This window comes from Acidovorax sp. GW823-FHT05D11 (assembly GCF_058795695.1).
This window is the reverse complement of sequence record NZ_CM179502.1, coordinates 4,626,568-4,651,517: the sequence shown is the minus strand read 5'-3', so window position 1 is coordinate 4,651,517 and position 24,950 is coordinate 4,626,568. Positions and strand designations below refer to the sequence as shown.

The window sequence follows — 24,950 nt, the reverse complement described above, 5'->3', positions numbered from 1 at the left end:
GCCCCCAGTGAGCGGCTTTTGAGCCTGGGGCGGCCCGGCGATGAGAAAAAAGGAAACACGCTTGCATCACGCATTGACCGAACTGCTGGGCACCGTGGCCGACGAGGCGCGCTGGGGCGAGGCGCTGCACGGCTATGCCACCAGCCTGGGCGCGGACCAGATAGGCTGGTTCGTGCTGGCCGGCGGGCCGGAGCAACTGGCGCAATGGGGTCCGCGCTTTGCTGAACACCCGGACCCGGGCTACTGGCTGCACACCCCCTCGGCCGAGGGCGCGCCCGCGCTGGTGGGCCGGGGCGTGACGGCCGAGGCCACGCTGCGCTACGCCGCGCTGTACCGCGAGCAGGACCCGCTGTGGGATGCCGCCATGGCGGGCTACGCCCAGGCCGGTCCGGGCGGCATCTCGGTGGTGACGGATGCGCCCGCCCCTGCGGCACGGCGCTTTCGGCAGACGGCGTTCTACAACGACTTCCTGCGCCCGCACGACATCGGCACGCGCATGTTCGGCGGCGGGTGGAATGCGCGGCACCCGGGGGGCCACCTGTTCGCGTCGGTCTATCGCCTGCGCGACGACGAGGGCTTCACGGCCGAGCAGGCACGGCGCTTCCATGCGGAGTTCGGCGCCTTGCAACACGCCGCCTTCCTGCACCGCGAGATGTTGTCCCTGCGCACGCGCACGCAGGGGCTGGAGGCACTGATGGAGCGCCTGCCCATGGGCATGCTGTTCTTCGGCACGGGCGGGCGCCTGCTGCACGCCAACGCCCGCGCGCGGCACCTTGCCGCGAGCCCCGGGCACGGCAGCCTGCGCAAGCTGCTCACGGGCATTGCCAATGTGCGGCAGGCGGACGCTGCGCTGGGCGCGCTGTTCACGCAGTCACTGCATGGTGAAAGCGGCTGCGCCGAGTTGCCGGGCGGGCTGCTGCTGGTCTCGCTGGCCGTGGGCGATCTGGCGGCGCTGGGCCTGAACCACGCGGCCCCCGGCGTGGCCTGGGTGCTGATGGAGCGCACGCTGGACGCGGCGGCCGCCGCTGCCCTGGTGTGCCAGGCCTACCGGCTGAGCCCGGCCGAGGGCGCCCTGCTGCTGGCGCTGATGCGCGGCCAGACCCCGCAAGACTTTGCCGACGCGCGCGGCGTGCGCATCCGCACCGTGCGCACGCAGATGAGCACCCTTCTGCTCAAGACCCGCACCCAGCGCCAGCAGGACCTGGTGGCGCTGGGGGCGCGGCTCATGCTGCTGGCGCCGGGGCAGGCCGCCGATGGGGCGGTGGCAGCGGGGGCGCGGACCACAGCGCCCTGAATGGCGAAGCGGGACATGTGCCGCCCCGGGGGGCGTGGAGTCAGGTGCGCAGGGTGTGGCCCAGGTCGTCCCAGCCGCTGGTGCCGGTGGCTGCAAAAATGGTGCGCAAGTGCTTCTTCAGCGCGGCGCTGCCCACGCCCGTGCGCTCGGTGCAGTCCGTGCGTGCATGGCCCAGGCCGGCCAGCAGGGCAATTTCCCGCTGCAGCGGGCTCAGCGGCAGTTCGAACACGCGGCGCACCACGCCGATGCCGCGCGGGCGCAGCAGCTGCAGGGTGACCAAGAGTTGTTGTGCCCCGCCCGCCACGGGGTGCAGGGTATGGGCGTCGGCCGCCAGCCAGCCACCCGGCATGGGAATGCGCTCGGCGCCCTGCGGGGGCTTGCCCAGGCGCCGGGGGAGATCGTGCAGTACCGCCGTTGCCGCCGTGCCGTGCACGCCCAGCCCGAGAAGATTGGCTTGCCGCAGCAACTGGATGGCGGTGGTGTCGGCGAGCTGCGGCTGCTGGTTGGCCGCGTCGAACAGCACATGGCCCACCGGGCTGTTCAGGCCGGTGTCCCAGGGGCGGGCAGGGGGCGTGTGCGGGAAGGCCCGCGCGAGGCTGGCCGATGCGCGCTCCAGCAGCGCGGCCTCTGCGTCGCCGAAGCCCTTGCCTGGGGCGCGGAACAGCGCGGCAATGGCACGGGTGCGGCCTTGCGCTTCCACCCGCAGGTCCAGCGTGTGGTGGTGGCCGCTGGCGCGCACGAGGAGGTTGTAGGAGTTGGAGCGGAAATAGCGGGCATCCGGCGCCATCAGCCTGCCGACGCGCGGACCATCGGGCCGGGCGAGGGCGAGCACATTGGTTTCGTGGGGGCCCACGAACAGTTGCTGGAACTCGTTGAGGAACAGGTCTTGCGCCGATGCAGGGGAATCCTCGTGGTGGAAGCCTTCCGGCAGGCCCTGCCCGTCCATCCAGAACAGGGCCGCCGCATCGGCACCCACCAGCATGCGCAGCACGGCGCACACCTCGGGGGCCACGGGCGCGAGGCCGAGGCCCAGGCCGCAGAGCATGTCCAGCTCCTGCCACAACCGCTGCCGGGATGCGGCCGTGAGGGCTGGGGAGGATGGCCGCGAATTCATGGGGTGAGGGGGAATGCAAGTCGGGAAGGGGGCATTATGGGATCCCGCACTTTTTTTCTGCACATGGTCGATTTGCGACCGTCAGCTTCGTCGTCAGTGCATCACCACCCTCAAAGCACCTCCGTATGAAATACCTCGGCCTCGCCTACTTCACCCCCGAAAAATTCGCCGCGATGGCGCCGGACGACGTCCAGGCGCTGGTGCGCCAGTGCCCCCCGCTGGACGAGAAGATGCGCGCTACCGGCAAGGTCCTGGTGTCCGCGTCGCTTGGCGACCTGGACAACTGGGCAACGCTTCGCCCGCTCGGCGGCAAGACGCACGTCAGTGACGGGCCGTACACGGAGTCGAAGGAAGTGGTCGGCGGCCTCTTCATCATCGAGGCGGACAGCCGTGAGGAGGCGCTGCGCATCGCCTCCATGCACCCGGCGGCCACGCTGGGCGAAGAGGGCGGATGGGCCATCGAGCTCATCCCCATGGATTTCTACCTGGCCCGGTGAGGGCCCGGGCGCCTGTCGCCAGGGTGCTTCGGGGGCTCTCCCCACTAAGACCCGGCATGCGGTGCCTTCTGCCGCGCCTCATGCCCTGCGGCGGCGCAGCACTCCCAGGCCCGCCAGCAACGCGGACAGCAGCACCCACCCCGTGCTGCCCAGCGCGGGCACCGGCGTGGCGCTGGGCGCCAGAAGGGCCGGCGTACAGGGGCTGTTGAAGGGCTGTGGCGGGCTCCAGCGTGAAAGCTGCTGCGTCTGCACGCCCCCCGAAGCGTCGTGCACGCTGCGGTTCTGGGCGGCATCGGAGAACACGTTGTTGATGCCGTTGGCGAACCAGTGCGCCGGCACGGTGTGCGTGATGCCCGTGCTGCTGAACGATGCGCCCGCCGGGTCGCCATTGATCTCGGTGAACATGCCGGTCAGCACGCCGGCGCCATCGGTGGTGGCGCTGCCCAAGGCCAGCGTGGGCGCGGAGATGGCAAGGTCCTGCACGAAGCCCACGTTGCGCGCGTCGTTCATGCGCCAGAAGGTGCACCTCAGGTGCGCCCCGGTCCATGCCTGGTTGGAGGCGGAGTTGCCCCCGTTGTCGAACACGAAGGTGACGCTGTAGCTCTGGCCGCTGATGATCTCGGGGAAGTCGGTGGTCGAGATGGTCCCGGTGTAGGTCGTGGCGAAGGGCGCGGCCTGGGCGGCGCCCGGGAGGCCGATGGCGCAGGCCAGGAAGGCGGTGGCGAGCCTGCTGCGGTGGTTGCGGAGATGGCGCATGGAGGTTCCTCGGGCTGGATGGCGGGCGGGTGTGATGGCCCGCGGCGCCAGCGGTGATGCTTCAATTTTTATAGCTGCTTGCGCTTGTGTGGAAAGCGCTGGAGGCCAAAAAGCCTCAAACCTGCCTGCGCCGCAATGCCCGCAGGCCCAGCGTGGCGGCGGCCAGCGACAGCAGCGCCAGCGCCCATTGGCCCAGCGTGGGCACGGGGGTGGCCGGCCCCGGGGGCGCGCCGTTGCACTGCGCGTGCCAGGGTGTCTCTCCGGTGGCGGCGTCCCAGTCGGTGCTGGCCGACGGGGGGAGTGGATTGGGGCACAGGATGGACTGGCCCGTGAGCAGCGAGTTGGGCGCCGTGGGCAGGGGGCCGGTGAGCTGGTTCTGGTCCACCACCAGGACCTGCAGGCCGGGAGGCAGTGCGGGGATGGGCCCGGTGAGCTGGTTCTTCTGCACGGACAGGATTTGCAGCGCAGGCATGCCGGCGAGCGGCGGGATGGCGCCGGTGAGCTGGTTGTCGCGCACGAGGAACCATTCCAGGGCGGGCAGGCCGGTGAGCGGTGGCAGCGGGCCGGTGAAGGCATTCATCACGGTGATGTAGCGCGTGAGGTGCTGCAGGCCCGAGGGGTCGGGCAGCGGGCCCGTGAACTGGTTGTTTCCCACGTTGAAGAACGCCAGCTGGGTCAGCCCCGCGATGGGCGGCACGGGGCCGGTCAGGCCGCCGCCGGTGAGGCTGATGGACGTGAGGTCCGGCAGCGCCGCCCAGTCAGGCAGCGGCGTGCCGGGTGGGGTGCTGGACATGGCGTTGGAGACGAATGTCATGCCGGTGACCGTGGTCTCGCCCGCGTCGCAGGCGATGCCCGCCCAGTTGCACTCGGTGCCCGGCACACCGCCCCAGCCACTGTTGTTGAGCCAATTGGGGCCATTGGTGGCGAAGTAGAAGTCCATCAGGTACTGGCGCTGCGATGGAGGAATGGCGGCCTGCGCGCTGGTGGCGGCGAGCAGGGCGAGGGTGGCGAGGAGCCGGGCAGGTATGAAAGCGGTCATGCCGGCGATTCTTGGGAATGCGCCGCGCCGCGTCGTTGCCGGCAACGACAATCGCCTTGTTCAAAACGACATGTGCGCGCCCGTGGCGCACGCCGTGTCAGGCCGTTGCGCGCACGTCGGTGGGCGTCATGCCGAAGCGCCGCCGGAAGGCCCGGCTGAAGGCGGAGAAGTCGTCGAAGCCGTTGTCCAGCACGATCTGCAGCACGCGGCGGTGGCGCTGGCCGGGGTCGGCCAGCGCGGCGCGCACGCGCTCCAGCCGGGCGCCGCGCACGAAGTCCGAAAAGCAGGTGCCCTCGCGCGCGAACAGGCGCTGCACCTGGCGTGGCGTGAGGTGGTGCAGGCGGGCGATCTGCGCCAGGCTCAGTTCGGGCTGGGCGATGCGCGCCAGGATGTCGCGCTGGATGAGCGCCAGGCGCGGCACGTCCACCGCGTCGCTCCCGGGAGGCTGCGTGCCTTGCCCTGCAGGCGTGAGCATGCTGGCCATCAGCTCCTGCAAGTGCGAGCGGGCCGATTGCAGCAGCGGTTCGGAGAGCGCGGGGCTGCCGGCCAGCAGTTGCGCATAGCCCATGACCAGGGCTGGCTCGGGCATGTCGGAACGCAGCAGCCGCAGCGGTGCTTCTTCGAGCCGCGCCACCTGCTGCGCCAGGGCGGCCCGGGGCAGCTGGAGGCTGGCGGTCTGCCCGCCCCAGAGATGGATGAACTCGTGCGCGCGGGCCTTCGAGTGCAGGACGAAGCCACCCGCCGGTATCTCCAGGTCGCCGCCTGTGGTGCGGATGGCGCAGCCGTCCTGGGTGGTGGTGAGCAAGAGGTCGTCCGCCCCGGCCCCCAGGTGCGCGGGCTTGTGTTCGAAGTGCGCAGGCGTGTGCGCGCTGTGCGCATAGGCGGCCCCTGCCCCGAGGGGCATCAGGGTGACGGTGAAGTCCAGCGGGGCGGCACCTTCGCAGGGCCACAGGTCCACGCGCATCAGCGCGCGGCCAAACAGCTCGCGCAGCGCCTCGGCCTTGTCGCGCCCCGTGTAGTCGCGAGAGGAAATTCGCAGGCGCTGGGGAAGGTCGGGCGTTTGCTGCATGGGATTGACGGCAACGGATGGCGGCTGTGCGAGGCAGGCAGTTTAAGCCGGCGGTGGTGGCTTGCAAGGCCGCCGCCCCAGCGCTGGATCTCCAGGGTCTCCCCCATGCCGGGAAAAACGCGTGGCCTTCGTCATCTCGCGCTTTCTCCTGGTGCCAACAAAAAGGGCTCCCAAAGGGAGCCCGATCTGCCTGCCCGCCCCTGCGGTTCAGTTAACACTCCCCATGGCAGCAGCACCCGCAAATGCAAAGTGCCACCACCATGGGAAGTCCCGCAACTGCTTCAATCCAACTCAAGCAGTTGGTCTGCCCATTACATGGCGCTGAATTCGCCCGAAGGGATCTGGCCGGTGCGCACGGCTTCAGCGGCCTGGGCACGCACGGCGGCGCGGTCGGCGGTGGACTTGTAGGTCACCACACGCGAACCAGCGGGTTCGATGGAGCGGGTCTGTGCCACGGTGGCGGCTTCGGCTTGCACTTCGGCGCGCGTGCGGTTCGTCTCGAACTTGGTGGCGAACTGCGAAGCATCGGCTTCATCGGCCTGGGCACCGAAAGAAGCGAAAGCAGCCACAGCGGCGATGGAGAGGAAACGTGCGGTCGTGTTCATGATGAAAATCCTTGAAGTTAAAAAAGCGTCTCAAAAAAGCCGGGACAAAAACCATTTCTGAACCGGGTTCGGTGAGTCGCCTTGCGGGTTCGGCTCATCGATGGGTTGAACTGTACGCCTGGGGTATCCAAAGAAAAACCACCTGGTCGCGAACTAACTGTTCCAGTATTGAGAACAATCATTCCGCCTCCGGTAGAGCCCCTGCGCGCCGCGAACCCGGATGTCACAATGCCCCGACAGGAGGAGACAGAACGTGCATACAGAATTCCAGCAGACGCGCCGCGCGGCGCTCATTGCGGTCGCGGCCACGTTGGCGGCATGCGGTGGAGGCTCGGGCGACGGCGAGGCGCCGCCAGAGGTGGGGCAGGTGATCAACTCGACCATGAAGTCGGCCTTCAATGGCAGCACGTACCCCATCCAGGTCTTTTTGCCGCAGGCCTATGCCACGGGCACAACCACGCTGCCCGTCATCTATGCGACCGAGGGCGATGCGCAGTACGGAGGGCCCAATATCTCGCGCTTTGACACGTTCAAGGCGGTGATGCAGCGGCTGGGTACGCAGGCCATCCTGGTGGGCATTGGGGGCACTGCATGGCGGGGCATCGACTTCCTCATGCCCGGTGCGGCCAGGTACCTCGACTTCATCGTGAAGGAACTGGTGCCCGCCGTGGAGCGCCAGTACCGCGCCGACCCCAGGCGCAGGGCCCTCTCAGGCTTGTCCCATGGGGGCTACTTTGTGGTGGCGGCACTCATACTGGAGGCCCGCGCAGGCGTGGCGCCCAGCTTTTCACACTACCTTTCGACCGAATGCAGCGTGGGCGAGCACACCAGCCCCGCCGGCGTGCTGGCGTTTGAAAAGCAGATCGACGGCAAGCCCCTGCCCACAACGCTGTTCCTGGCGGGTGCGAGCGGCGGCAATCACCCGCTGGTCAGCATCCCCCTCTTCAATCAGATGGCCTCGCAGAGCCTGCCGGGCCTGGTGATGCACAAGGCCGAGTACAACACCACGCATGTGGGGGCGGACGTGCCCGCGTTTGAAGAGGCGCTCAAGCGGTTCGTGTCCTAGGCCCGCCCGCAGGCCGCGGCGAAAGCCCCATCCCTGCGCGGTGCTCGCAACCCTTGGCCCGCAGGACCCGGGGTGCCAAAAAAACTTGCGGCCAGGTGGAGATTTGACGATATTGAGGTGCCGTTCCCGCCGGCAAGCCACTGGCAAGCACCGTTGCGCGTAGCGGCGGGCGGCGTCTTTTTGGAGGATGTTGCATTGAAGTGTCCCCCCATTCTCGAGTCGGAAGCAGCCCGCCTTCAGGCGCTTTCCGACTACGGACTTGATGGTGATCGCCCTTTGCCAAGCCTTGACTCGGTCGTCCAGATCGCGGCCAGGATCTTCGGCATGCCCGTTGCGGCCGTGAACCTCATTGGCGACGACCATGTGTTCTTCGCGGCCAGCACAGGGTTCGAAGGCCAGCGCGTGGACATGCGGCGGGACGTATCGTTCTGTGCGCACGCCATCGCCAGGAATGAGGTCATGGTGGTGCCGGACGCGAGCCGGGATGCGCGTTTCTATGACAACCCGCTGGTCACCGGATTCGCCGGCGTGCGGTTCTATGCGGGAGTGCCGCTGTACTCCCCTGGCGGGCTGGCGCTGGGCGCGCTGTGCGTGATCGACAGTGTTCCCCATTTCGACTTCTCGGACGACGACCGTGCGCGGCTCGCGGATCTCGCGCAGATGGCCTGCGACCGTCTGGAATTGCGCAGGCTGGAACACTCCACCGAACGCGCCCGGCGGCCCTTCGAGGACGATGCGCGAACCTCGCCCACGGCGGTGGTCTGGTTCGATGAGAGCTTGCGTGTCATGGCATGGAACAAGGCCGCCGCGTCCATCTTCGGCCATGTTCCGGCGGACGGTCCGGGCCGCCTGGTCGTGGATTTCCTGGCGGAGCGCCACCGCGCCGCGGTGAGAGGCCTCATTGCGCAGGCCGCCGCCGCCGGCACGGCGGACGGGCTGGTGGTTCCCGACGGCCTGGCCGGGGTGCGCAAGGACGGCTCGGAATTCCCGCTGGGCGTGGCGCTTTTTTGCTGGCGCGACAAAGGCAAGCTGACCTTCCACGCCCATCTGCAGGACCTGTCGAGCCACCCAGGGCAGTCCGCGGAGCTCCGGCGGCTGTCCACGACCGACCTCCTCACGGGATTGGCCAATCGCGCGAGCTTGTACCGGCGCATGGAAGAAGCACTGGCGGGATCCGCCGGGGCATGCCTGCTGCTTGTCGACATCGACGGCTTCAAGGACGTGAACGACACCCTGGGACATGGCGTGGGCGACGGTGTCTTGCGCGAAGCGGCCCAGCGCCTGGTCGAGTGCGTGCCTTCGCTGGCCACCGTGGCGCGCACCGGCGGCGATGAATTCGCGGTTCTCATCCCCGGCTGCACCAGCCATCGGGAATCGATGGCGGCGGCCCGGAGCATCGTCGACAGCCTTGCCGAGCCCATCAGCGTGAACGTGCACGAAATCCGCATCACCGCGAGCTGCGGACTGGCCGCGGCGCCGGGCGATGCGCAGGAAGCACTGGAGCTTTTCAGCAACGCGGACCTCGCCCTGTTCAAGGCCAAGAGCTATGGGCGAGGGCAGGTCTTCGCGTATGCCGCGACTCTGCGCATGGAGGCGACGGCCCGGAGGCTGTACAGCATCGAGCTGCACCGCGCCGTCAGCGAGGGCGAGTTCGTGCTGTTCTATCAGCCCCAGATCAGGCTCAGCGATGGCTCCCTGCGCGGTGCGGAGGCCCTGATTCGCTGGCAGCACCCACAACGCGGGTTGCTCTCGCCCGCTGCATTCCTGCCCGCGCTGGAAAACGGGCCCCTGGCATCGGTGGTGGGCTTCTGGGTGCTCGACGAAGCCTGTGCGCAGGCAGCGCATTGGCGCCGCTGCGGCGCCACCGATTTCCGCATCGGCGTGAACCTGTTTGGCGCCCAGTTCCGGGTGAACGACATGGCGGCGGAGGTGGCCGCCACCTTGCAGAGGCATGGCTTGCCCCCGCATGCCCTGGAGCTGGAAGTGACCGAGAACATCGTTCTCGATGACGACGATCTGGTGCTGGGCGTGCTGGAGAAAATCAAGGGCATGGGCGTCGGTATCGCCTTTGACGACTTTGGCACCGGTTATGCGTCGCTCAGCCTCCTCAAGAAGTACCCGGTGACGCGTTTGAAAATCGACCGTTCCTTCGTCCAGAGCACGCCCGAGTCAGAGCGGGATACCGCGGTGGTCCGCGCCATTCTGGACATGGCCCGGAGCTTCGATCTTGAAACCGTGGCGGAAGGCGTGGAGACCGAAATGCAGCGCGACTACCTGAAGGATTGCGGCTGCCAGGAAGGGCAGGGCTACCTGTTCAGCCGCCCTGTGTCCTCCTACGAGTTTTCCGAGTCCTTCCGCCTGCGCACGGAAAACCGGATGGGCAAGCTTGCATGATGGCCGCCGCGCCAGGGCCGGTATGCCGCAAGCCGCAATGAACCGGAGTCCGACGCTACGCTTTCACCTGCGGCGCGCCGCGGCCGTCCCACCCGCCAGGACACAGGCGGCGGCAAGAACCTGGAGCAAGAGCACCATGGCAAAAAAAGGCCCGGTGTTGGCCCCCAGCAGCGGGGCACCTGCTGCCCCTTGGCTGAGCACCGCCGCAAAAACCATGGGGGCGAACGCGTAGAGGGCCTGGGCCACCGCCACGCAGCGCGCAACGACCCGTGGTACCTCCGGGGGGGCGAATTCTGATTGCGCGATGAGCGGTGGCATTGAGGTCGCATTCCCGATGCCCAGGCCGAACAGAATGATGCCCAGAACCAGGATGCCTGCATGGTGCGCGCCCGCAAGCAGCATCAGCGCAGTCCCCACGGCCTGCACGCCGTAGCTGCATGCCGCGGCAAGCCTGCGGTTGGCCCGTGTCCCCACCACGCGGGCCATCACCAGGCGCCCGCCCATTCCGCACCCTGTGGCCAACGCCATGATGGCGCCGGCCTGCTGCCTTCCCAACCCCGGCACCATGAGCGAGAAGAGCTGGGCAATCAGTCCGATCTGGGCAAACAATCCCAGCGACATGGCCGCCGCCAGGGTCAGGAAGCCCCGGTCCGACCATCGAAGAGTGCTGTCCCGTGCTGGAGGGCGCGCGCCTGCTTCCGTATCGCTGCCGTCGGCTCCATCCGCCAACGGCGATTGTGTGGAGGGTGACTTCGGCAGCACCGTGTGCGCGATGAGTGCGACCATCCCCACCAGCACGGTGCCCACGCAAAGCGCTGCCACGGGGAATCCGTAGCGTTCGATCATGGCCGCCCACAGGGGGGAGAACACCATGCCCCCCACGCTCGCGCCGTTGTATGCCTTGCCCAGCGCGAGAGGCCGCCGCGCCACGAACCAGGGCGAGATGATCGCGTTGATGCCTGCTGCCCCCAGGGGAACCCAGCCACCGCCGGTCAATGCCGCCGCGACAAAAAGCTGCCAGGGCTGTGCCGCGGCGGCCCATCCAGCGACTCCGAGCGCGAGCACGACGGCGCCCCCCTGTGTCGCCGCGGGAATGCCGAAACGGCGATGCCATCCTGGCAGGCAGATCACGACTCCTGCACCCACCAGGAAGTGAAAGGTGACCGCAGCAGACACCAGGGACAGGGACCAGCCGGTGCGCGCCATGACCGCGTGCAGGAAGACTGGCGGGCCGTAGAAGCCCGCGCCCCATCCCAGCAGTGCAATGACGAAGGCTGCGCGGACTACGGTGTCGCCATAGAAGACCGGGCGGCGGGTGGAAGACATGCGGACAAGAGTGGCGGGCGCGGTGAAGACCGCAGGACCACCGATGCTGCCCGCTGGCGCGAGAGCACGGTTCGCTCTGGAGCGAACTGTGGGTGTTCATCCACCGTGCATCGTCGGGGGCGGGGCGCGCCCCTTGCGTTCCCGCCGTCTCTGGTGACCGGCCACAGCATTCTTGCCTGGTGGAGACCCGCCTCTGGGCGGGCGTGTCAGGGGCTCTGGCGTCGAGGCGACGCGCCGGGTGCGTGCGGCCGCAGTGGGGCGCCCGCCCTGACGCGGCGCACGGGAAGGTCGGGCGCGAGCCGCTCCACGGCAGAGGTGCGGGACGCGGGTCGAAAGCCGTGTGGCACCACCAGCACGTCCACGCGGGCCTCCCGGAGCAGGCGTTGTGCAACGCTCTCGAACAGGAGGTCGGACACCATCGACGCCGGGTGTTTGCCGACGACGACAAGGTCCGCCGCGCTGTGTTGCTGCTGCACCAGAATCTGGCGAACGGGGTCTCCCCGCCCGATGGAGGACGACAGCCGATTGCGCCGTGCATCATGCGAATCCGTCAATGTGACCATCCTGTCCTGCGCGGAGCGCCGGCACTGTTCGCGGTAGAGTTGGATGGCGCGCTCCGACACTTCGGCATACCGCAGCTTTCCTTCGTCGGCGGTGCTGATGGCGTGAAAGAGCTCGACCCGTGCCGAGGGATGGAGCGCAAGGCCCAGGTCGACCAGGCCGTGAGACATCCGCGAGAAGTCCACGGCCACCATCAGACCCTGGTACGGCTGGTGGGCCGGATTGCGCACGACGATGACGGGGCGTGGGCAAGCGCGCAGCATCCTGAGGGCCGGATGGGTGGTGAACCAGGCGCGCAGGCCTCGCACGGGTGCCGTGCCCCACACGACCAGATCGGCGCCAGCCGCCCAGCGTGCGACCTGTTCGGCATCGCCTGCGGCCTGTGTTGCCGCCTGCACCGCGATGTCGTGGCGCTGCCCCAACTGCACGGCGTGATGTGCCAGCCGCACGTCCGTGTCCGAAGGCGGCTCCTCGCCGGGGTCGGCAAGGTAGGAGATTTTCAGCGTCGCACCGTGCTCGGCGCAGCACAGCGCAGCCCGGGCCAGTGCGTGGCCTCCCTGCTGGGAGAAATCGGTGACGGCAAGGATGGAGCGAGGGTTCATGGGGAAAACTGCTTTCTGAAAGAGCGGCGCCGGCTGGCGGCGCCAATGCGCGGCGAGACCGGGGCGGGCATGGAGATCGGCGAGGGACGTGCATCTGGCGCACCGCGGGCCGCGGTGGCTGCTTGCCGCGGGGCTACCTGGCGTAGTCGCCCCAGGCCTCGGGCGGGTGGCGGACGCTCGCGGCCGTGGCTGCGCGCGTTTCGCCATGTGTGGCGGCCACCTCGGCATGCAGGGCGCGGGAGCGGACGATCTCTGCGGTGTGGGGCAGGTCCGCAAGGAATGCGGGAAGCTGCGGGACTCTCAGCCGCGACCGGCGAGGGAAGTCAGGTTCGGTGAGCGTGCGCCCGCCGTGATCCGCTGTATGCATGAAAAGCACTCCATCGAGTCCGGCCGTTGCCCTGTGGGCAAAAGGCGGCCGCTACCGCGCAAGGCGGGTGCCCGGCGGTGGATGTCTGCGCTGAAAGGGGGAAAAAGTGCCGCCGGGCTCAGGAATGTGCTGGCGCTGGCTGACGGTGCGCCTTCCTTGCCGCCGCGCGAAGCGGTGCGGTCAGGGCGGCGGCGGTTCGAGGGAAGGTGGCGGGCATGGGCCCAGTGTACGCAAGGTGCACCCCTTTGGCGGCCAAAGGCCCCATGCTTCTTGCCAGATAGCGCGGATGTCCCGGGCTACCCGGGCCAGGTGCCGCCTGTGGCCCTGAACCTGGCCATCGTGCGCGCGGGCCTGGCGGCGGCCGCTAGAGCGCCACGGTTTCCGGCTCGTGCTCAGTCCGCACGCCCAGCGGCAGCACACACAGCCTGACGCCGTCCAGCGTGAGCACCAGGCCAAGCTGCCCGCCCATCTGCACCACGCCGCAGGAGGTCGCGGCCGGCGCGGAGACGGCTTCGGCGGCGGCCACGCATGCCCGCGCAGACGCACTGACTGGCGGCTGGCCGAGCATCGCCCACAGTATTTGCGGATCACGCAGCCGGAGCGATTGCAGGAACATGCGGAAAACCACCTCTTCGCTCGATTCGCGTTCGGGCGATGGCCGAAGCTCCAACCCGCTGCCCGCGCGCCGCAGCCGCAACAGTGCCCGCCGCAGCTGTTGCCGGCTGGCGGTTTCGGACCGGCCACTGGCCTGGGCGATCTCGGCATGGCCGAGCTCGAACACTTCGTGCAGCAGCACCACGGCCCCGTCCGCTGGCGCCAGGTGGGCGGCGAGCAGGCGCAGCGCGCGGGCGGCATCCTCCGCCAGCGCCGCATCCATCTCGGCCGAAGGCGACGCATGCACGGGGTGGCTGGCGACAGCTTGCGCCAGCCATTGCTGCATCCAGTGGCGCCGGCGCAGGCGGTCGACGGCCAGATTGCGCACCACGGTGAGCAGCCAGGCCTGGGCCGCGTTGAGTTCCAGCGCCTCGGCCTCCAGCGCGCGGACATAGGCGTCCTGCACGGCGTCCTCGGCATCCGAGGGGCCCAGCAGGCGGGAGGCCGCGCGCACCAGGCGGCGGCGGTCAGCGTCGATCAGGGCCGGCTGGCGTTCGTCATGCATCTGCAAATCTTGCCACAGCCGTGCCGGGGCCCGCGTGTCACGAAATCCGCGCTTCGTTCGTCAAGGCAGTTCCACCACCCCGAGGAATCCCGCCCATGAACACCCCAGACACCGCCACGACGCCCAGCGCCACCGAGCCGCGCACTTCCTATCTGGAGGAAAAGGCGTTCAAGTCGCGCACCCTGCTGATCTTCGGCACCGTCACCGACCTGGTGGCCGCCGACGTGGCGCGCCGGCTTATCGCATTGGACGCCGACAGCGCCGAACCCATCGACGTGCTGGTGAGCTCGCCCGGCGGACACCTGGAATCGGGCGACGCCATCCACGACATGGTGCGCTTCATCGCAGCACCGGTGAACATGATCGGCACTGGCTGGGTCGGCAGCGCGGCCACCCATCTGTACCTGGCGGCCCCACGCGAGCGGCGCTACTGCCTGCCCAACACACGCTTTCTGATCCACCAGCCCAGCGGCGGCTCCGGCGGGCCGGCCAGCGACATCGCCATCCAGGCCCGCGAGATCGTCAAGGCCCGGGAGCGCATCGCGCGCACGATCGCGCGGGAAACCGGCAAGCCGCTGGACGTGGTGCTGGCGGACATCGAGCGGGACCGGTGGCTGTCGGCCGAGGAAGCGGTCGAGTACGGACTGGTGTCGCGGATCATCGAGCGCAAGAGCGAGCTGCGGGCCGCTTGACCTGGTGGCGCACGCGGCGAAGGAGGGCCGTCGAAGGACGCCGAGGCTGGGTAGCCTTCACCGGTGCGGCCGGAAACCCGGCCTTGGATTTGGTTCCCGGAGATTGTTTCCGATACTGGAATGGTTAGTTCGCGACCAGATGGTTTTTCTGTGCACGCCACCGGCGTACAGTTCAACCCATCGATGAGCCGAACCCGCAAGGCGACTCACCGAACCCGGTTTGAAGCAGTCGTGAGCATGGCTCTTCGCGCTTTGTTCCGGCTTTTTTTGAGACGCTTTTCTTTAAGGATTTCTATCATGAACACCACCGCCCGTTTCCTCTCCATCGCCGCTGTTGCCGCTTTCGCCTCTTTTGGCGCCCACGCCGACGAAGCCGACTCCTCGCAGTTCGCCCTGCAGTTCGATACGAACCGCACCCGTGCCGAAGTGAAGGCGGAAGCCGTTGTCGAAGCTCGCACCCACAACATGGAGCCAGCAGGCTCCCGCGTGGTGACCTACCAATCCACGGCCGACCGCAGCGCCGTGCGCGCCCAGGCAGCCGAAGCCGTGCGCACCGGCCAGATCCCTCACGGCGAATTCAGCGCCATGTAATTGAATTGACGCAGTTGCGGGCCTTTCCATGGTGGCGGCACTTCGCGGGTGCCGCCACCATGGGAAGTGTTTTCACCGCAGCGCAAGGCAGTACAACGGGCCCCATCGGGGCCTTTTTTTGTGGGTGGTCTCCACGTGGCGGCAAGCACCGATAAACTGCTGCCGAGGCCGCATTGGCGCCATTGAGGGCGCGCGGGGGCCTCTTGCCTGCCACCCTCCCACACGGCCTTGTCCCAGAGCGGGGTTCTCCCAATGATCTGCGCCACTTTCCTGTGCATAGCCGCCATGTCGTCTCCGGCGCAGGCCGAGGACGTCTGGTTCACGTTGCATGGCGATCGCCAGGAGGGTGAAAAGAACCTGATCGAGGTGCGCCCCGAGCCCGTGGGCCTGGACCACCGCGTGGTACTCGATCTGCGCGTTTCAAGAGACAGGACCCGGACTTCCTTCAAGGGGCAGAAGTACCGCTCGTACTATGCCAGGGTGGTGGTCCATTGCCCTTCCCGAACGGCGTGGTATGTGTGGCTCACCTACTATGGGCTGCCGGCCTGGAAGGGCGACGCCGTGGGCCGCGAGGAGTACGCCGAAGGCAAGGCCCCCGTGCTGTTCAAGGATGTGCCGGGAGAGCCTTACAAGGGAATGATCTCTGCGGCATGCAAGGTGCGTGGGTAGCTCCCGCCGGTGCGGTTGCCTCACGCATTCTTCCCGGATTTCTGCAGGATGCTGATGTGCCCGTCTGCTTCAAGAAACGCAAATTGCATGTCTTTCGGGTCGCAGTCCGCTTCACGCAGCGCACGCTGCGCGTCGCACAGCGGTACATGGTGCTTGCGCAGCACATCCGTGAAGATTTCCCCGTTGCTGCCGATCAGGACCGGACGGCCTTCCACCCACTGCTGAACCCGTTCGCTGCGGGAGGTGATGACCGCGACGGCGACATTCAGCGCAATCAGCGTCGTTGCGGAAAGCAGTCCTGCCGTGACGGACTTCTCGTCACCGTTCAGACCTGCGGACACCGACTCGCTTAGCAGCATCACCACCAGAAGATCGAAGGGGGTGAACTGGCCCACCGTCCGCTTGCCTGAAATCCGTACCAGCAGGAGAAGCACAGCATAGATGATGGCGGCCCGCAATGGCATCTCCCACCACGCACCGCCCAGCTGAAAAACGTCCATAGGCTTACCCGTCTCGATCTGCACCCGTGAAACCGACCGGCATCGACATCCTTCCGGTGCGCGGTTGATCGCTAGACTATCCGAGCGGCCCGCGAAGCGGGCGTCAGAGGAATGCCGGCTTGCCGGCTGGGCGCGTCCTACAGGTGGTGTTCTGGTGGCCCTCGTGGCCGATCAGGGCGAGCACGGCCGCGAAGAACGTCATGCCTTGCGGATGGAGCATTTGAGAACCCGCGACATCTGGTGCAGCGCGGCCTGCTTGTGCGGTTCGTGCTCGGCCGCCGTGCAATTGGCGGGCACCCATACCTTGAACCCCCGCATGTAGGCATCCATCGCCGTCAGGTGCACGCACATGTCCGCCGCCAGGCCGACAACGATCAATTGCTGCGTTTGCATCTGCCTGAGCAGATGGTCCAGCGGCGTCGAGTGAAAAGCGGAATGCAGGGGTTTCAGGACCGTCAGGTCGCCATTGCCCGGCGCCAGAAGGGTGGCGATCTCGCCCCGCGCACCAGGCAAGGCCTGGCATGCCTTCACCAGATCCTTGAAGTCAGACCTCCAGATCCCATAGTTGTCGTTGGCATAGATGGCCACCGCCCCCTGGGCCGAGAGCCGGCGCTTGAGCCGCGCCGTGGCATGCGCCGCCTCCAGGGCGCCGCGCAGCAAGGCGTTCGCGCCGGGAAACCGCATCGGATTGATGAAATCGACAAGCACCAGCGCGGTGGCGCTCGGCTTCAACGCGGCCGCCTGGATTTCGGCCTTGCCGAGTGCAGGGGTGGCCGCCATCACGGTCCGCCTACAACCGGCGGGTTTCCCAGGGGGGCCAACCCGGTGGGAAGTGCCTTTGATGCCGGTCGGCGGCATTGCGGCGATCGGGGCCGTGGTGGTAGCAATGGGGTCACGCACTGTGCACGCATCCTGGTTGCGCAAGCGGGAGGAGCTGAAGAGTGTTCCTGCCGCCGCCGGAGTGAAAACACCCCCATCATCGAATCCTGCGGCAGCGGCCGGTGTAGGAGCCCGCCAAAGGACCGGGTCAGAGACCGGAAAGCGCCCGGCGGATTTCGGCATGCCGGGCCAGACGGCCTTGTGCATGCGGCGCTGATGCGCCCGGGCCACGCCGGCAGAATTCGGCGGGGCTGCCAGCCGCCAGCCAATGGGGAGGCGAGCAAATTGGCACGGCCGGGCGGAGAGTGGCGCGGCAGAAAACTCCAGGGTTTCAGGGGCTCTGCAGCGCGATGGCGCAGGCGGCCTTGATCAGTCGGTCCCTGGGGTTGGGCTCCATCTCCGCGAAGGCCAGGTTGCGGCCGTCGCTCTCGGCATACTCCACCAGGCGCATCTTTCCGTGCCACAGCGGCTTGCTGAACAGGGCGATGGAGCGGTGCCACGCCTTCAGCCCGGTACAGTCCACCACGGCCGTGGAGTAGTAGGAGTGGTAGGGCTGGTCATCAAAGCCCGTGCGTGGCCTGGCGCGGTTCACCCGGAGCTTGACGAGGCGCATGGATTCAAATGCGATGGCGCTGGTGGCATCCACCTCCAGCGTGTCCACGAAGGCATTGGCGGGGTCTCCCACCACGGTGAGCCATGAGGGCGCCTCGGCCGCGGCCGCCGAGGATGCCAACACAGCCACGATCAGGAGGGGGGTCATTTGCGGTCTCGTGCAAAGCGTCATTAAACCCGATTGTTCCGGGAAGGTGGGCTCCGTTCGTTCTTCTAGAACACACCCAGCGCCAGCCCCGCAGCCATCGCTTCGCCCAGGGTGCGGCAGCGCAGCAGATCTTCATCTCCGATGTGCTTGACGGCGAGGATGGCCTCGGGGGTCTGGGCATGGGTGCAAACGATGAGGGGATCCCCGATGGACCGCAGGCGCCAGCCGGTGGCGATGCGCTCTATTTGCCTTGCCGCGCTGTGTCCGTCGCTGCCCGCGCAGACCAGGCTGGCATAGGGCCGGCCGTTGACGTGGTCGAGCACGGCGTAATAGCTGCGGTCGAAGAAATCCTTGAGCTGACCGCTGATGGCTGCCAGGTTCTCGGGCGTGGCGAAAATCAGCCCGTCCGCGGCCAGCACGTCCGCGGGCCCCGCCTGCGCGGCGTGCAGCAGCCGCACCGCGACCGCCGCATCGGAGGCTGCGCCCTCGCGCGCCGCCTCGGCCATCTGGCGCGTGCCATCCGTCATGGAGTGATAGACGATCACCAAGGTCTTGCGCTTGTCCATGTCTCCAGCATAGCCCGACAACCGCCCGGTCCGTCGCTGGCGCCCGCGGGCGGATCCTCTTGACCCTTGTCCCATAAGCGCGTTCAATCCGCCGTACCGCAGTCCGGTTGCAAATTGTCGCCATTGCTGCAGTTGCTTTCAGTCATTTCAGTGCGCCGGTCAGGCCGGGGCCATTCAAAGAGATAAGACCATGAGCATCGCCAGACGCCTTCATGCCATTTCCTTCCTCCTGATCGCGGGGCTCGCGGGGATCGTGCTCCTGGCCTGGCTCTACCTGGGGGAGGTCACGCGCCAGACAGAACTCGTGGCCGGGAAAGAGGTGCCGCGCCAGCTCCAGGCCAGCGCGATGGAGCTGAACGTCACGCGGTCTTCGCTCCAGATGCGCCATGCGATGCTGGTGCGCACGCCGCAAGAGCTGGCGGCCACGCTGGCGGACATCGCCGACAAGAAGCGCTTGATCGACACGGACCTCGCCAGCTTCGTGCAGGCCGCGGACACCGCCGCCGAGAGGGCCCTGAACGCCGAGCTGTCCAAAGGGCTGCAGGCGTTCTGGAACGTGGCCGAGCAGAACCTTCAGTTGATCAAGGAGGGAAAGAAGGAGCCGGCGTTTGACTATCTGGTGGCCTCCACGATCCCCACGCGCAATGCGGTGCTTGCCGTCCTCGCCAAGGAAAAGGAGCACCAGGCCGGGCTGCTGAAAGCCAGCCTCGCCGAGATCGAACGGGACGTGAAGCTGACCCTTCGCGCGCTGGTCAGTGCCGTGGCGGCGGTGGCGATCGGGCTGCTGCTGTTCTCCTGGCACATCGGCGCCACCTTGCGGCGCAGGGTGGCCGCGTCGCAGGCCGTGGCCAATCGCGTGAGGGACGGCGACCTGACCACCCCGGTCACGGACGGCTCGCGTGATGAATTCAGTCCCCTGCTCGCGGCGCTGGCCGTGATGCAGGACTCGCTGACCCGGATCGTCAGCCAGGTCCGCAGCGGCTCGGAGACCGTGGCGGCGGCCAGTGCGCAGATATCCACGGGCAATGGCGACCTGTCCACCAGGACGGAGCACCAGGCGAGCGCCCTGGAGGAGACGGCGGCGGCCATGGAGGAACTCAATTCCACCGTGCAGACGAATGCGCAGAATGCGCTGCAGGCGAACGTGCTCGCGCAAAGCGCCTCCACGGTCGCGAAGCAGGGGGGCGACGTCGTGTCCAGGGTGGTGGACACCATGAGCGGCATCAACGAAAGCTCCAAGAAGATCTCCGAAATCATCGGCGTCATCGACGGCATCGCCTTCCAGACCAATATCCTCGCCCTCAATGCCGCCGTGGAGGCCGCCCGGGCTGGCGAGCAGGGGCGTGGATTCGCGGTCGTGGCCTCGGAAGTGCGCAGCCTGGCAGCACGCTCCGCGGCGGCGGCCAAGGAGATCAAGGCCCTCATCGCCACCAGCGTGGAGCGCGTGGAGGCCGGGACCGTGCTGGTGGGCGCCGCGGGGCAGACGATGAAGGAAGTGGTTTCGTCCATCGAGCGGGTGACCGAGACGGTGGCGCAGATCAGCGCGGCCGGAACCGAGCAGAGCCAGGGCGTGAGCCAGGTCAACGTGGCCGTCAATCAGATGGACCAGGCCACCCAGCAAAATGCGGCGCTCGTGGAGGAAATGTCCGCGGCCGCCTCCAGCCTGAGCATCCAGTCCCGAAGGCTGGTCGAAACGGTCGCGACGTTCAAGCTGTCCAGTTCCGCGCTGCAGCTGGAAGCCTCGGGCCAGCACGGCCCGGCCTTGATGCTGGCCTGAGCCCGGCCGCCGTGCCCGATTGATCCTGTGCGCGCCCCGTGCCGGCGCCGGGAGCGCGGGCAAACGTCAGCCGGGCCGGAATCCGAGCGCTTTCATCGCGGGTGTCAAACTCACCGCGGCCTCTTCGTAGGCCTGCCAGGGGCCATTGCCCACGCCAAGCCTCGCGTCGATGTTCCGGACGTTCCAGTGGGCGGCGCTGGTCAGCGCATCCAGTTCTTCCCAACCGACGGGCACGGAAACGCCCATTCCCGGCCGTGCGCGTGCCGACCATGCGCTCACGGTCGTCGCACCGCGGCCGTTGCGCAGGTAGTCCACAAAGATCCTGCCCACCCGGTTGCGCGGACCGCTCTTGGCCACGAAGCGCTGCGGGATCGTCTCGGCCAGGTGCAGCACGATGGCCCTGGAAAAATCCTTGACCGTGTCCCAGTCGCGCAGGCGCTTGAGCGGAACCACCACGTGAAGGCCCTTGCCCCCACTGGTTTTCAAAAAGGCGGGAAGCCCCAGTCCCTGCAGCAGCACGCGCAGCAGTCGCGTGCCTTCACGCACATCCGCCCATGCCACGCCTTCGCCCGGGTCCAGGTCGAAGGTCAGCCGGTCGGGGCGCTCCATCCTGTCTTTCAGCGCGTTCCAGGTGTGGTATTCAATGACGTTCATCTGCGACCCGCTGCGCAAGCCCTGTGGGGAGACCACTTCCAGCAAGGGCGCATGCCCCTCGTCCAGCGCCGGGTCCAGGCTCCGCATGCCGGGCAGCGCCTCGGCCTCCTGGTGCTTCTGAAAGAAGAGTTCTCCCGGCACGCCCCCGGGAGCCCTCACCAGGGCCACGGGCCGTGCTTTCAGGTGCTGCAGCATCAAGGGGCCGACCTTGGCGTAGTACCGCACCATGTCCATCTTGGTGAACCCCGTGGACGGATCGATCACGCGCTCACCGTGGGAGATGCGCGGTCCGGGCTGTGGCGATCTGGCGCGTTTCCTGGCGCGGGGCGATCGCGTCGCCGGGGCCTGTGGTGCGTGTGCCGCGTCCGCGCGCTTCATCAGGCCGCCTTCTTGCGCTGCGCGGAAGGCGCCTTGGCCGCGGCACGCTTGCGCGCGGTTTTGCGCGGCGCCGTGCCGCCCTCCTTGGCCGCCGGCCTGGCGGCAGGGCGGCGGTTTCCGGGCTTGAGGCTGCGCTGCAGCAGCTCCGTGAGGTCGATGATTTCCGCGCTGCCCGTGGCGGCCTGTGCGGGCTGCGTGACCGTGCGGGTATCGCCCTGCTGGACCTTGGCGGCCACCAGGTCCATGACCTGCTGGCGGAATTCGTCCTTGAAATCTTCCGGCTTCCAGTGGCCGGTCATTTCGGCGATGAGCTGCGTCGCCATCTTCATCTCGCTGGGCTTGATGGCGGTGGCGCCCAGGGCGGGGAGATCCAGTCCCTCGAAACCCTTGACCTCGTCGCCCCATCTGAGCAGGTTGAGGACGAGCGCGGGTCCCGAGGGCGCCAGCAGCGCCAGGTGCTGCTTGGTCTGGATCACGACCTTTGCCAGCGCGATCTTCCCGGTCCTGGCGAGGGCTTCGCGCAGCAGGGCATACACCTTGTGCCCCTTGTTGATGGGGCTCACGTAGTACGGGCGCTCCAGGTAGACGAACGGGATTTCCTGGGCGTTCACAAAGCGCTCGATCTCGATGGTCTGGGTGGTGCGCGGGAAGGCGCCTTCGATTTCCTCCGGGGAAAGAACAACGTACTGCCCGTTCTCGTACTCGACGCCCTTGACGATGTGGGCCTTGTCGATTTCCTTGCCGGTGCGCTTGTTGATCCGCTTGTAGCCCACGGGGTCCATCGACCGCTTGTCCAGCCAATCGAAATCAATGCCTTGCTCCGTGGTGGCGGTGTGCAGGCCCACGGGAATATGGACAAGGCCGAAGGAGATGGCGCCCTTCCAGAGCACCCGGTTGCTGGTAGCCATGTACGCACTTTCTAACGGGGCATCGCGCAGCGCGGGATGCGTCGCGGGGCCGTTGGATTCGATCGTTTCGCGGCGGCCCTGCGATGTCTGTAGGAAAGCGGCGCGCCGCGGCCTCCGAAGAAGGCGCAAGGGGCCATTGGCCTACACCGTTGGCGGACTCCGCTGCCGACAATCAAAGGTCCAACGTGGCGAACGGATGAGGAGGTTTCCATGCCCGGTGAACTCGAGGAAGAGAACGTTTTTGGCACGGCGGATGCAAGCTCCTACTCCGCGGTGCTCTGCAGGACGCCGCAGGGGCGCTACACGGTGCAGAGCCTTCTGATAGACGGACACAATGTGCCGGTCCGCGATGCCTCCTGGGCCACGCGCGAAGAGGCCATCGATGCGCTCAAGGAATACGCCAAGGGAGACCGGCAACCGTAAGGCCCGCGATCCCCGAGCGGATGTCGGCAGCGCCAGCGCCGTGGCGCGGCAGGGGCCTGGTCACCCGGGCGGGTGGGCGAGCCTCTCCCTGCGCGTTGCCAGCTTGCGGTAGAGCGTCTGGCGGCTGATGCCCAGGGTGCGTGCCGCGTGGCTCACGTTGCCGCGGCAGCTCTCCAGGGCCTGCTGAATGGCGGATTGAGACAGTTCGTCCAGGTTCTGCGGCGGGGGCGGGGCTTCCTTTGGCGCGCAGAACCGGTCGGCCCGCCGGAGTTCGTCCTGGAAGTCGTCCGGCAGGTGGTGCCATTCGAGCACCTCCTCGTGCGGCTCCAGCATCGCGCAGGTGGTCCGCAGCACGCTGGCGCATTGCCGCAGATTGCCGGGCCAGGGGTACTGTTCCAGCATCGCCATCAGCGACGGCGCCAGCCGCAGGGCGCGGGAGGGCTCGATGTCCTCCAGCATCCTCGCGCTCAGCGCTTCGAAATCGGTGCGTTCACGCAAGGGTGGAAGCTCGACCGCGAGGCCATTGATCCGGTAGTACAGGTCGGCGCGAAAGCGCCCCTGCTCCGCCTCCTCGCGCAGCTTGCGGTTGGAGGCGCAGATGAGGGCGAAGTCCACGGCCACCGGGTGGCCGCTGCCCAGGGGGACCACCTGCCGCTCCTGCAGCACCCGGAGCAACCGCGTCTGCAGGGCCGCCGGCATGTCGCCGATCTCGTCGAGGAACAGCGTGCCGCCCTGGGCCTCGCGCAGCAGGCCCAGGCGTCCTTCGCGGCGCCCGCCGGTGAACGTGCCGGGTGCGTAGCCGAACAGCTCCGACTCGATCAGCGCCTCCGGCATGGCCGCGCAGTTGATGGCGATGAAGGGGCCGTCGCGGCGCGGTCCGCTCTGGTGCGCGCCCCGCGCGAACCATTCCTTGCCCACGCCCGATTCGCCCTGCAGCAGCAGGGGAATGGGCTTGTCGAGGATGCGCCGTGTCTTGGCTGCCGCCATGCGCCAGCGCGCATCGCCGGTGTCCAGGCGCGCCAGGGCATCCGGGGGAGCGCTGGAGGGCGCGGCGGGGGCGAGGGGGCGCACGGTGCGCTTGTCGGGCACCAGTTGCCCGAAGAGCTGGGAGCCATCGTGCCTGCGCAGAGAAAGCGGCGCGTCGGGGCGGCGCTGGTGGCGGGACAACAGATCCTCTAGGCCTGGATGGAGGATCTGGTCCAGCGAGACGCAGCCCAGCTGCGCGATGGAAAGGCGCAGCAGCGCCAGCGCGCTGCGGTTGCCGCCGACCACCCAGCCGTCTTCCGACACCAGCGCGATGCCTTCGGCCACGGTGCCAATGCCCTCCGGGTGGGGGTGCAGGTGCAGGCGGATGTGGCGCTGGCTTGCGGACACGAGCAGCCGGTTTTCGATCATGTGGGCGGCGGTGCTCACCAGCCCCAGCGTGTGCGGGTTGCCCCGGCTGTGCTCGCTGGAGATGTCCAGAATGCCCAGCAGCTGCCCCGTGGCAGACAGGATGGGGGCCGCCGCGCAGGTCAGGAAACCGTTGCGCTCCAGGAAATGCTCCGCGCCATGCACTTCCACGGGCGCCATTTCGGCCAGCGCGGTGCCGATGGCGTTGGTGCCGCGCTGCTTTTCGTGCCACGAGGCGCCGCTCGTGAGCGCCACCCGTTCGGCCTTGCCCAGGAAGTAGGCGTCGCCACAGGTGTCCACCAGCGTTCCGCAGGGGCTCGCCAGCACCACCACGCTTTGGCTGTCGCGCACCTGCTCGAACAGGTACTCCATCACGGGGCGCGAATGCGCCAGCAACTCCTGGTGGTGGCCGCGCAACTGCCGCAAGGCCTGGTGTTCCAGGTTGTCGGGGTTGCCCAGCCGCCCGGTGGGTAGCAGGCCGCTGTCCATGCTGCGCTGCCACGACCGCGCCAGGCGCTCGTCCACAAGCCCGCTGGGGCATTGGCCTGATTCCAGCAGGTGCTGGCGGGCCTGCCGCAGTGCCACCGAGGTGGACGTGGATGTGGATCGCATGGTGTGTGTCTCCTGCCCGGGCGTCATCAACGCGCCCTGTGTACGAGCCAGTATGGCGGCCGCCGGGGGCCAGGGCAATAGCGATGGCCGGTGGGCGGCTTCAACTGTTCCATTTCGTGACAGGTGTCGCGTTCTGGAGCGGACACCTTGACGCCCGATGGGCCGCACCTTATTGCGGACGCGCAAACAAAGCCATAAAAATCAAGCACTTGGCAGATGGAGCAGGTTGGCACGGGTTTTGAGTCATGTCCTCTATCTGGCGGCGCGAGGTGCCGAGCAGATGTCCACAAATCCACCGGA

At 67.8% G+C, this 24,950-nt stretch carries 25 protein-coding genes; 9 read left to right on the top strand and 16 right to left on the bottom strand.

Translation table 11 applies throughout. The features are described from left to right. The first annotated feature begins 61 nt into the window (after positions 1-61). Positions 62-1,294, top strand: a complete 1,233-nt coding sequence (locus AC3RCE_RS21400) for a helix-turn-helix transcriptional regulator (protein ID WP_492253891.1) — start codon at positions 62-64, stop codon at positions 1,292-1,294. Positions 1,295-1,334: 40 nt separating this feature from the next. Here AC3RCE_RS21400 and AC3RCE_RS21395 read toward each other — a convergent pair whose 3' ends face one another. Further along, positions 1,335-2,408, bottom strand: a complete 1,074-nt coding sequence (locus AC3RCE_RS21395) for a hypothetical protein (RefSeq protein ID WP_218339769.1) — start codon at positions 2,406-2,408, stop codon at positions 1,335-1,337. 125 nt (positions 2,409-2,533) lie between these two features. Here AC3RCE_RS21395 and AC3RCE_RS21390 point away from each other — a divergent pair, with 125 nt between their 5' ends. Then, on the top strand, positions 2,534-2,905 hold the full coding sequence (locus AC3RCE_RS21390) for a YciI family protein (protein ID WP_218296165.1): 372 nt from the start codon (positions 2,534-2,536) through the stop codon (positions 2,903-2,905). A gap of 78 nt (positions 2,906-2,983) precedes the next feature. Here the strand turns inward: AC3RCE_RS21390 and AC3RCE_RS21385 are convergent, their stop codons facing one another. The 4 genes from AC3RCE_RS21385 to AC3RCE_RS21370 form a co-directional block, all read right to left on the bottom strand. Further along, positions 2,984-3,661, bottom strand: coding sequence for a hypothetical protein (locus AC3RCE_RS21385; protein WP_218296164.1), 678 nt, complete (start codon positions 3,659-3,661; stop codon positions 2,984-2,986). A 115-nt stretch (positions 3,662-3,776) separates the two neighbouring features. Then, complete coding sequence (locus tag AC3RCE_RS21380) at positions 3,777-4,700, bottom strand: leucine-rich repeat domain-containing protein (protein WP_492244618.1); 924 nt, start codon at positions 4,698-4,700, stop codon at positions 3,777-3,779. A gap of 97 nt (positions 4,701-4,797) precedes the next feature. Continuing rightward, positions 4,798-5,769 (bottom strand): AraC family transcriptional regulator, encoded by a 972-nt coding sequence (locus AC3RCE_RS21375; RefSeq protein ID WP_492244617.1) that lies wholly within the window; start codon positions 5,767-5,769, stop codon positions 4,798-4,800. Between the two features lie 311 nt (positions 5,770-6,080). Next, complete coding sequence (locus AC3RCE_RS21370) at positions 6,081-6,374, bottom strand: DUF4148 domain-containing protein (RefSeq protein WP_369641186.1); 294 nt, start codon at positions 6,372-6,374, stop codon at positions 6,081-6,083. Between the two features lie 253 nt (positions 6,375-6,627). On the opposite strand from AC3RCE_RS21370, the gene AC3RCE_RS21365 reads away from it, so the two are divergent. Together AC3RCE_RS21365 and AC3RCE_RS21360 are read left to right on the top strand one after the other, a co-directional pair. Continuing rightward, complete coding sequence (locus tag AC3RCE_RS21365; RefSeq protein WP_218339765.1) at positions 6,628-7,440, top strand: alpha/beta hydrolase; 813 nt, start codon at positions 6,628-6,630, stop codon at positions 7,438-7,440. Positions 7,441-7,716: 276 nt separating this feature from the next. After that, positions 7,717-9,834, top strand: a complete 2,118-nt coding sequence (locus AC3RCE_RS21360) for a putative bifunctional diguanylate cyclase/phosphodiesterase (RefSeq protein WP_492253890.1) — start codon at positions 7,717-7,719, stop codon at positions 9,832-9,834. Between the two features lie 63 nt (positions 9,835-9,897). Here the strand turns inward: AC3RCE_RS21360 and AC3RCE_RS21355 are convergent, their stop codons facing one another. From AC3RCE_RS21355 to AC3RCE_RS21340, 4 genes are all read right to left on the bottom strand, one after another. Further along, positions 9,898-11,160, bottom strand: a complete 1,263-nt coding sequence (locus AC3RCE_RS21355) for an MFS transporter (protein WP_492253889.1) — start codon at positions 11,158-11,160, stop codon at positions 9,898-9,900. 206 nt (positions 11,161-11,366) lie between these two features. Beyond that, positions 11,367-12,323, bottom strand: a complete 957-nt coding sequence (locus AC3RCE_RS21350; RefSeq protein WP_492253888.1) for a universal stress protein — start codon at positions 12,321-12,323, stop codon at positions 11,367-11,369. Between the two features lie 133 nt (positions 12,324-12,456). Further along, positions 12,457-12,690: a hypothetical protein gene (locus tag AC3RCE_RS21345; protein ID WP_369643385.1), complete on the bottom strand. Its 234-nt coding sequence runs from the start codon at positions 12,688-12,690 to the stop codon at positions 12,457-12,459. Positions 12,691-13,054: 364 nt separating this feature from the next. After that, positions 13,055-13,849 (bottom strand): sigma-70 family RNA polymerase sigma factor, encoded by a 795-nt coding sequence (locus AC3RCE_RS21340; protein WP_492253887.1) that lies wholly within the window; start codon positions 13,847-13,849, stop codon positions 13,055-13,057. 95 nt (positions 13,850-13,944) lie between these two features. On the opposite strand from AC3RCE_RS21340, the gene AC3RCE_RS21335 reads away from it, so the two are divergent. The 3 genes from AC3RCE_RS21335 to AC3RCE_RS21325 all read left to right on the top strand — a co-directional run bounded on the left by AC3RCE_RS21335 (position 13,945) and on the right by AC3RCE_RS21325 (position 15,801). Next, entirely contained in the window at positions 13,945-14,541 is a 597-nt protein-coding gene (locus tag AC3RCE_RS21335; protein ID WP_218339759.1) for an ATP-dependent Clp protease proteolytic subunit, read from the top strand. A 297-nt stretch (positions 14,542-14,838) separates the two neighbouring features. Beyond that, positions 14,839-15,132 (top strand): DUF4148 domain-containing protein, encoded by a 294-nt coding sequence (locus AC3RCE_RS21330; RefSeq protein WP_218296153.1) that lies wholly within the window; start codon positions 14,839-14,841, stop codon positions 15,130-15,132. A 285-nt stretch (positions 15,133-15,417) separates the two neighbouring features. Further along, on the top strand, positions 15,418-15,801 hold the full coding sequence (locus AC3RCE_RS21325; RefSeq protein ID WP_255591045.1) for a surface-adhesin E family protein: 384 nt from the start codon (positions 15,418-15,420) through the stop codon (positions 15,799-15,801). Positions 15,802-15,821: 20 nt separating this feature from the next. Here the strand turns inward: AC3RCE_RS21325 and AC3RCE_RS21320 are convergent, their stop codons facing one another. From AC3RCE_RS21320 to AC3RCE_RS21305, 4 genes are all read right to left on the bottom strand, one after another. After that, positions 15,822-16,301 (bottom strand): DUF421 domain-containing protein, encoded by a 480-nt coding sequence (locus AC3RCE_RS21320; RefSeq protein WP_218339758.1) that lies wholly within the window; start codon positions 16,299-16,301, stop codon positions 15,822-15,824. Between the two features lie 198 nt (positions 16,302-16,499). Continuing rightward, positions 16,500-17,081 carry a cysteine hydrolase family protein gene (locus AC3RCE_RS21315; protein ID WP_492253886.1) on the bottom strand — a complete coding sequence of 194 codons (582 nt, stop codon included), beginning with the start codon at positions 17,079-17,081 and terminating at the stop codon, positions 16,500-16,502. 430 nt (positions 17,082-17,511) lie between these two features. Further along, on the bottom strand, positions 17,512-17,940 hold the full coding sequence (locus tag AC3RCE_RS21310; RefSeq protein ID WP_218296150.1) for a surface-adhesin E family protein: 429 nt from the start codon (positions 17,938-17,940) through the stop codon (positions 17,512-17,514). A 65-nt stretch (positions 17,941-18,005) separates the two neighbouring features. Continuing rightward, a complete protein-coding gene (locus tag AC3RCE_RS21305; RefSeq protein ID WP_492253885.1) occupies positions 18,006-18,506 on the bottom strand; it encodes a flavodoxin family protein in 501 nt (166 codons plus the stop codon). A gap of 190 nt (positions 18,507-18,696) precedes the next feature. On the opposite strand from AC3RCE_RS21305, the gene AC3RCE_RS21300 reads away from it, so the two are divergent. Continuing rightward, entirely contained in the window at positions 18,697-20,283 is a 1,587-nt protein-coding gene (locus AC3RCE_RS21300) for a methyl-accepting chemotaxis protein (RefSeq protein WP_492253884.1), read from the top strand. Positions 20,284-20,349: 66 nt separating this feature from the next. Here AC3RCE_RS21300 and ligD read toward each other — a convergent pair whose 3' ends face one another. Together ligD and ku are read right to left on the bottom strand one after the other, a co-directional pair. Further along, positions 20,350-21,201, bottom strand: a complete 852-nt coding sequence (ligD, locus tag AC3RCE_RS21295; RefSeq protein ID WP_370628506.1) for a non-homologous end-joining DNA ligase — start codon at positions 21,199-21,201, stop codon at positions 20,350-20,352. Between the two features lie 113 nt (positions 21,202-21,314). Continuing rightward, the gene (ku, locus tag AC3RCE_RS21290; protein WP_255594770.1) at positions 21,315-22,223 is read right to left on the bottom strand and encodes a non-homologous end joining protein Ku; all 909 of its coding nucleotides are present in this window, start codon (positions 22,221-22,223) and stop codon (positions 21,315-21,317) included. Between the two features lie 210 nt (positions 22,224-22,433). Between ku and AC3RCE_RS21285 the strand changes: the two genes are divergently transcribed. Further along, positions 22,434-22,646, top strand: a complete 213-nt coding sequence (locus tag AC3RCE_RS21285; protein WP_369643377.1) for a hypothetical protein — start codon at positions 22,434-22,436, stop codon at positions 22,644-22,646. Positions 22,647-22,706: 60 nt separating this feature from the next. Here the strand turns inward: AC3RCE_RS21285 and AC3RCE_RS21280 are convergent, their stop codons facing one another. Continuing rightward, positions 22,707-24,650, bottom strand: coding sequence for a sigma-54-dependent Fis family transcriptional regulator (locus AC3RCE_RS21280; protein WP_492253883.1), 1,944 nt, complete (start codon positions 24,648-24,650; stop codon positions 22,707-22,709). Positions 24,651-24,950 lie beyond the last annotated feature (300 nt).

Excerpts from the sequence above, each read along its gene's own strand:
- AC3RCE_RS21340 (WP_492253887.1), bottom strand. The coding sequence starts at position 13,849 with ATGCATGACGAACGCCAGCCGGCCCTGATCGACGCTGACCGCCGCCGC.
- ku (WP_255594770.1), bottom strand. The coding sequence starts at position 22,223 with ATGGCTACCAGCAACCGGGTGCTCTGGAAGGGCGCCATCTCCTTCGGC.
- AC3RCE_RS21300 (WP_492253884.1), top strand. The coding sequence starts at position 18,697 with ATGAGCATCGCCAGACGCCTTCATGCCATTTCCTTCCTCCTGATCGCG.
- AC3RCE_RS21285 (WP_369643377.1), top strand. The coding sequence starts at position 22,434 with ATGCCCGGTGAACTCGAGGAAGAGAACGTTTTTGGCACGGCGGATGCA.
- AC3RCE_RS21310 (WP_218296150.1), bottom strand. The coding sequence starts at position 17,940 with ATGACCCCCCTCCTGATCGTGGCTGTGTTGGCATCCTCGGCGGCCGCG.
- AC3RCE_RS21335 (WP_218339759.1), top strand. The coding sequence starts at position 13,945 with ATGAACACCCCAGACACCGCCACGACGCCCAGCGCCACCGAGCCGCGC.
- AC3RCE_RS21375 (WP_492244617.1), bottom strand. The coding sequence starts at position 5,769 with ATGCAGCAAACGCCCGACCTTCCCCAGCGCCTGCGAATTTCCTCTCGC.
- AC3RCE_RS21320 (WP_218339758.1), bottom strand. The coding sequence starts at position 16,301 with ATGGACGTTTTTCAGCTGGGCGGTGCGTGGTGGGAGATGCCATTGCGG.
- AC3RCE_RS21325 (WP_255591045.1), top strand. The coding sequence starts at position 15,418 with ATGTCGTCTCCGGCGCAGGCCGAGGACGTCTGGTTCACGTTGCATGGC.
- AC3RCE_RS21395 (WP_218339769.1), bottom strand. The coding sequence starts at position 2,408 with ATGAATTCGCGGCCATCCTCCCCAGCCCTCACGGCCGCATCCCGGCAG.
- AC3RCE_RS21370 (WP_369641186.1), bottom strand. The coding sequence starts at position 6,374 with ATGAACACGACCGCACGTTTCCTCTCCATCGCCGCTGTGGCTGCTTTC.
- AC3RCE_RS21350 (WP_492253888.1), bottom strand. The coding sequence starts at position 12,323 with ATGAACCCTCGCTCCATCCTTGCCGTCACCGATTTCTCCCAGCAGGGA.
- AC3RCE_RS21315 (WP_492253886.1), bottom strand. The coding sequence starts at position 17,081 with ATGGCGGCCACCCCTGCACTCGGCAAGGCCGAAATCCAGGCGGCCGCG.
- AC3RCE_RS21280 (WP_492253883.1), bottom strand. The coding sequence starts at position 24,650 with ATGCGATCCACATCCACGTCCACCTCGGTGGCACTGCGGCAGGCCCGC.
- AC3RCE_RS21330 (WP_218296153.1), top strand. The coding sequence starts at position 14,839 with ATGAACACCACCGCCCGTTTCCTCTCCATCGCCGCTGTTGCCGCTTTC.
- AC3RCE_RS21355 (WP_492253889.1), bottom strand. The coding sequence starts at position 11,160 with ATGTCTTCCACCCGCCGCCCGGTCTTCTATGGCGACACCGTAGTCCGC.
- AC3RCE_RS21345 (WP_369643385.1), bottom strand. The coding sequence starts at position 12,690 with ATGCATACAGCGGATCACGGCGGGCGCACGCTCACCGAACCTGACTTC.
- AC3RCE_RS21380 (WP_492244618.1), bottom strand. The coding sequence starts at position 4,700 with ATGACCGCTTTCATACCTGCCCGGCTCCTCGCCACCCTCGCCCTGCTC.
- AC3RCE_RS21390 (WP_218296165.1), top strand. The coding sequence starts at position 2,534 with ATGAAATACCTCGGCCTCGCCTACTTCACCCCCGAAAAATTCGCCGCG.
- AC3RCE_RS21305 (WP_492253885.1), bottom strand. The coding sequence starts at position 18,506 with ATGGACAAGCGCAAGACCTTGGTGATCGTCTATCACTCCATGACGGAT.
- AC3RCE_RS21385 (WP_218296164.1), bottom strand. The coding sequence starts at position 3,661 with ATGCGCCATCTCCGCAACCACCGCAGCAGGCTCGCCACCGCCTTCCTG.